Source organism: uncultured Caballeronia sp., from assembly GCF_964243625.1.
Lineage (GTDB): Bacteria > Pseudomonadota > Gammaproteobacteria > Burkholderiales > Burkholderiaceae > Caballeronia.
Genome location: NZ_CAXTGZ010000598.1, coordinates 1 through 3,669, shown reverse-complemented (window position 1 = coordinate 3,669; position 3,669 = coordinate 1). Strand labels below are relative to the sequence as shown.

4 protein-coding genes are annotated in these 3,669 nt (G+C 59.2%); all 4 read left to right on the top strand.

Annotated elements, in window-relative coordinates; all coding sequences use genetic code 11:
* The coding region (locus tag ACFFAR_RS27750; RefSeq protein ID WP_375508868.1) for a M24 family metallopeptidase at positions 1-612 on the top strand (612 nt) is incomplete at its 5' end.
* A gap of 72 nt (positions 613-684) precedes the next feature.
* Positions 685-1,614, top strand: coding sequence for a LysR substrate-binding domain-containing protein (locus ACFFAR_RS27745; RefSeq protein WP_174364209.1), 930 nt, complete (start codon positions 685-687; stop codon positions 1,612-1,614).
* A gap of 198 nt (positions 1,615-1,812) precedes the next feature.
* The gene (locus tag ACFFAR_RS27740) at positions 1,813-3,015 is read left to right on the top strand and encodes an NAD-dependent formate dehydrogenase (protein WP_174364210.1); all 1,203 of its coding nucleotides are present in this window, start codon (positions 1,813-1,815) and stop codon (positions 3,013-3,015) included.
* 59 nt (positions 3,016-3,074) lie between these two features.
* Positions 3,075-3,581 carry an HPP family protein gene (locus ACFFAR_RS27735; protein ID WP_174364211.1) on the top strand — a complete coding sequence of 169 codons (507 nt, stop codon included), beginning with the start codon at positions 3,075-3,077 and terminating at the stop codon, positions 3,579-3,581.
* Positions 3,582-3,669: the final 88 nt, after the last annotated feature.

The following is a 3,669-nucleotide window of genomic DNA, read 5'->3' as shown; positions in this document are numbered from 1 at the left end:
TCCACGCGTCGCGCACGTGACAAGACATGGGAAGTGGTCGAGCGGGTTGCGTCGAAGGTCAAACCCGGAATGCTGGAGTCGGAAGCCTTGGCCGAATGCAAGAGCGTTCTTCAGGACATGAAGATGGACCGAATCTGGCATCCCATCCTGATCCGCTTTGGCGAAAATACTCTGCGAACCTTCAAGGAGCGCTCCGAAGGCGATCCGCGGCTCAAGGACGACGACATCTTTTTCATCGATCTGGGTGTGGTCTGGCAAGGCCATGAAGGCGACTCGGGCGCGACGTTCGTAGTCGGTGCGGACGCCGAAATGCACGCGTGCGCACAGGACGCAAAGACCGTCTTCGATGAAGTCGAACACCACTGGCGCACGACCGGCGCAGGCGGCAAGGCGCTGTACGACTACGCCGCCGAACGTGCGCATGCGCTGGGATGGAAGCTGAATCTCGACATCAAGGGACATCGGGTCAGCGATTTTCCGCACGCCATTTTCAAGGCGGGCAATCTCGGCGATTACCAGCCGCACCCAAATGCGGGATTGTGGATTCTGGAGATTCAGCTCGCGCATCCGACGCGTCCATTCGGCGCTTTCTACGAGGATCTGCTCGTCTAAGCCTAGAGAGCCCGAAGGGCGTGTGAAGGATCTCGACGGACCATAGCCAACCAAGGCCAACCAAGGAAAGCGATGTTCATTCGCCAGCTCGAGTATCTCGTCACGTTGGCAAGGGAGAAGCATTTCGCGCGGGCAGCGGAGGCGTGCCACGTATCCCAGCCGGCGTTGTCATCGGCTATTCGCACTCTCGAGACAGAACTCGGTCTCGTCATTGTCGAGCGGACACGGCGGTTCGTGGGGTTCACCGAAGACGGCGAGCGCGTGCTCGGATGGGCGAAGCAGACGCTGGCGTCGCTCCAGAACATGCGCCACGATGCCTCGGCCGCGCAGATCAAGCTCATCGGGACCCTGCGCATAGGAGCGATCCCGACCATCATTCCGGTGACCGCGCGCATGCTCGCGCCTTGCATGCGCGAGCATCCGGACATGAGGTACGAGGTTCGGTCGCTGAGTTCCGACGCCATCCTGCGTCAGCTCGACGAATATGAACTCGATGTCGGCCTGACCTATCTCGACGATCAGGTCCAGGCCGGTTTCAGCGTCCTGCCGCTCTATTTCGAGCGATATATGCTTCTGTCACCCGCAAGCGCCGGGGACAGCTTCAGCGCGCCGATACAGTCCTGGAGCGATGTCGGTGAATTGCCGTTAGGGCTGCTCACGTCGACCATGCAGAACCGCCAGGTGATCAATGCTGCGTTCCGGCGGGGGAACGTGCAGCCGCGCGTCGTGCTCGAGACTGATTCGCTGCTCTCTCTTTACGCTCACATCCAATACGCCGGCCTGTATAGCGTTTTTCCTCATAGTCTGCTTAGCGTGCTGCCTTCGGGCAACGATGTGCGTGCATCGCTCCTGCTGCCCGAATTGACGCGCGGTATCGGCCTGATTGCGCGCAGCCGCAATACGCTGCCGCCGCTGGTTGCCGCCATGTGGCGCTCGGTGGAGCAACTCAACCTTCAGCGCGAGTTCGACGCGCTCGTAACTGCTGCCGTTCAAACGGCCTGATCACTCACGCTTAAGCCGACCCGCGTTCGCCTGCGTTGATAACAAGGGCTTATCAAGTGATCCATCCAAACGATTGGACCCGCTGCCGCGACTTGTAGACACTGAATCTCGTCGACGTACCAACCTCATGTTCGACGAGGCGGCGCCCTTCGCCAGAAGCGCCGGTGTAAATCAAATCAAAGTGGAGTGGAGACAATCATGGCCAAGGTTCTTTGCGTTTTATACGATGATCCCGTTGATGGGATGCCGAAGAAGTATGCACGGGACGATGTACCCAATATCACGAAGTACCATGACGGGCAAAGCGCGCCCACGCCGAAGGCGATTGATTTCAAACCGGGCGAATTGCTGGGCAGCGTGTCGGGCGAGCTGGGCCTGCGCAAGTTCCTGGAATCGCAAGGCCACACACTGGTTGTGACGTCGGACAAGGACGGCCCGAACTCCACGTTCGAGCGCGAACTCGAGGATGCTGAAATCGTTATCTCGCAGCCGTTCTGGCCTGCGTACCTGACGGCTGAACGCATTGCAAAAGCGCCGAAGCTGAAACTTGCGCTGACTGCCGGTATCGGTTCGGATCACGTCGATTTGCAAGCTGCTATCGACCGTGGCATTACCGTTGCCGAAGTGACGTTCTGCAACAGCATCAGCGTGGCTGAGCATGTCGTAATGATGATCCTGTCGCAGGTTCGTAACTACCTGCCGTCGCATGAGTGGGTCAAGAAGGGCGGCTGGAATATTGCGGATTGCGTGTCGCGTGCATACGACCTGGAAGGCATGAACGTAGGTACGGTCGCCGCCGGCCGCATTGGTGCAGCCGTGCTGCGCCGCCTCAAGCCGTTCGACGTGAAGCTGCATTACACGGACCGTCACCGTTTGCCGGAAGCTGTCGAGCGCGAGTTGGGCGCCACGTGGCACCCGACTGCAGAGTCCATGGCGAAGGTCTGCGATATCGTCACGATCAACTGTCCGCTGCATCCGGAAACCGAGCATCTCTTCGACGAAGCGATGATCAACAAGATGAAGCGCGGCGCCTACATCATCAACACGGCGCGCGGCAAGATCGTGGATCGCGACGCTATCGTCCGTGCATTGGCAAGCGGTCAACTGGCAGGTTATGCGGGCGACGTGTGGTTCCCGCAACCCGCGCCGGCCGATCACCCGTGGCGCACCATGCCGAACCAGGGCATGACGCCGCATACGTCGGGCACGACGCTTTCCGCACAGGCGCGTTACGCAGCGGGTACACGGGAAATCCTTGAATGCTGGTTCGCCAACGAACCGATCCGCGACGAATACCTGATCGTCGACGGCGGCCGACTCGCCGGTGTGGGCGCTCACTCGTACAGCGCAGGCAATGCAACGAAGGGCTCTGAAGAAGCTGCCCGTTACAAGAAGGCATAACAATGCCGGCACGCCGGTCCAGACCAACCGGCGTGCCCGACCGCAAGGATGTTAGACCTATGAGCGAGCAGACTGCTAGAGCGGCGCCAGCCGTTCATCATCCAACCCACTTGAAGCAAGCACTATTCGGTTTTCTGGGCGGTACGTGTGCAATAGGATTGATTGCATGGCTCGGGCATGTGACGAGCAGCCCGCTGGTGATCGCACCATTCGGTGCATCGAGCGTTCTGCTGTTTGGCGCGCCCGACAGTGCCTTCGCTCAACCGCGCAATCTCGTCATCGGGCATTTGCTTTCCACTGCAGTCGGACTTGCGATGTTCTATATGGCAGGGCCGGGGATATGGCAAATGGCGCTGGCTGTTGGCATTGCCATCGGACTCATGCAACTTGGACGTTGCGTACATCCGCCGGCGGGAGCCGATCCGCTAGTGATCATGTTGAGCGGCAATGCATCGGCGGGATTCTTCTTTGTCCCTGTATTGACCGGTGTATGTTTGCTTTTGGTGATCGCGCTTGTCTTCAACAATCTCGTGCGTCGTCACCGATGGCCTCAGAAGTGGTTGTAATTCAACCGATGGCGGCAGCGTTGCTACCGCCATGTTCCTGATTCCTTGCTAGGGCTTATTCTTCGAACTTGTTTCCGTGACTGCGCAA